We start from the raw sequence: 1,637 nt of genomic DNA, 5'->3' as shown, positions 1-1,637 counted from the left end.
GGTGCTTCACTCCTCCGGCGCGCCGGTGCTGCGCAGGTAGGGCAGCCGGTCCGGCGGCGCGTCCATCCAGACCGTCGCCGGGCCCTCGTACGACCGGCCGTCGTCGGCCAGCCACGTGCCCGGCGGGATGCGCACCTCGCGCCCGCCAGTGCCCTTGGCCACCACCGGAGCCACCATCAGGGTGTCGCCCAGCATGAACTGGTCGGTGACCTCCGCGTAGCCCTGGAGGGGGAAGGCCCATTCGAGGGGGCGCTGGATCGGATCGCCCGTGGCAGCGGCGTGCTCGGCGAGACCGAGGATCTCCGGGGCGAACTCCGTGTGGAGGAGCGCGGCCGCCCGGACGGCGGCGAGGTTGCCGGGGGAGAGCACCCGCCACGGAGCCATGGAGAACTGCATCATCGGGAACAGCGCCGCGATCTGGGCGTAGCGGACGAACAGTTCCTCGTCGAACCCCTCGCCGCCCTCACCTGGCACGAAGCGGAACTCCCCGCCGCCGATCATGTCGGGGCAGGTGAAGGCATGGCCGGTCACCGCCTGGGCCAGGGCGTTCGGGATCAGGCTGTCGAGGCCGAACCGCCCCTCCCACAGGTGGTACTTGTCCTGCTGGCGCTGGGCCAGCGGCAGGCCCGCGGAGCGCCACGCGTCACGGAACTCGTTGAGCGGCCAGTCGAGACCGAAGCGGTTCCAGGCGTGGGTGCAGGCCTCCGGGTCCGCGCACCCGAGCGACCGCCACCAGGGCGCGTCGCCGCCGTCGAACTTGAACCCGTCGATGCCGATGTCGTCCCGCAGGGCTTCCAGCCGGCCGCTGAGCCATGCCCGCGCCCGCGGCTCCAGCAGGTCGAGGCCGGCGCTCCAGCCGTTCCACCAATGGGCGACCCTGGCCCGCCCGTCGGCGCCGGGGCCGGTGTCGCGGACCAACAGCCCCTGGTCGCCGAGGTGTCGGGCGGTGGGGGTGTCCGGGGTCACGTACGGGACGAGCCACAGCATCACCTTGAAGCCGAGCTCGTGCAGCCGGGAGACCATGCCCGCCGGGTCGGGGAAGCGGCCGGGGTGGAAGGTCCAGTCGCCGTAGTCGTTGCTCCACCGGTCGTCGATCATCAGCACGCCGGGCGGGAACCCCTCCGCCAGCAGCCGCTCCGCGTACGCGAGCACCTTGTCCTGGGTCGGTTCGAACACCGTCTCGATCCACAGGTTGTACTGCGGTGCGCCGAAGAGCAGCGGGTCCGGCATCGTGCCGGACGCGGGGTAGTGGCGGGCGAGCGCGTCGCGGTAGGCCCCGCGCAGATCGCCGTGGCCCTCGCCGTACTCGACGACCGCGTCCGGTTCGTGCGCCTGCACGGTCAGCCGGCCGTCGGCGATCGTGAAGGTGAAGGTGTGCTCGCTGTGCACCCAGCGGCCCCGGTCGGAGAGCAGCAGCGGCATCCCCTGGTTGGCCAGCACGTCGCGCAGGTCGAAGGTGTAGCCGTCGGGGTACGGCATGTGCCGCCCTTCGGCGACCGCCCCGCCCCACCAGTGTTCCCCGTCGAGCAGGGGGAGTTCGAGCATCGTCATACCTGTGGGGGTCCCTTCTCGGGGACGGGCCGCCGGGCTGCAGGGCCTGACCGACGGAGTCCTTGAAGACGGCGTTGGCGTACACC

1 protein-coding gene is annotated in these 1,637 nt (G+C 72.2%); it reads right to left on the bottom strand.

Going from position 1 to position 1,637, the window contains the following annotated elements:
* Positions 1–6: 6 nt before the first annotated feature.
* Positions 7–1,551: a glycoside hydrolase family 31 protein gene (locus ACWGDE_RS38795; protein ID WP_453393794.1), complete on the bottom strand. Its 1,545-nt coding sequence runs from the start codon at positions 1,549–1,551 to the stop codon at positions 7–9.
* Positions 1,552–1,637 lie beyond the last annotated feature (86 nt).

This window comes from Streptomyces sp. NPDC054956 (assembly GCF_053609185.1).
Note: the sequence above shows the minus strand (reverse complement) of the source record. Positions and strands in the feature narration are given on the sequence as shown.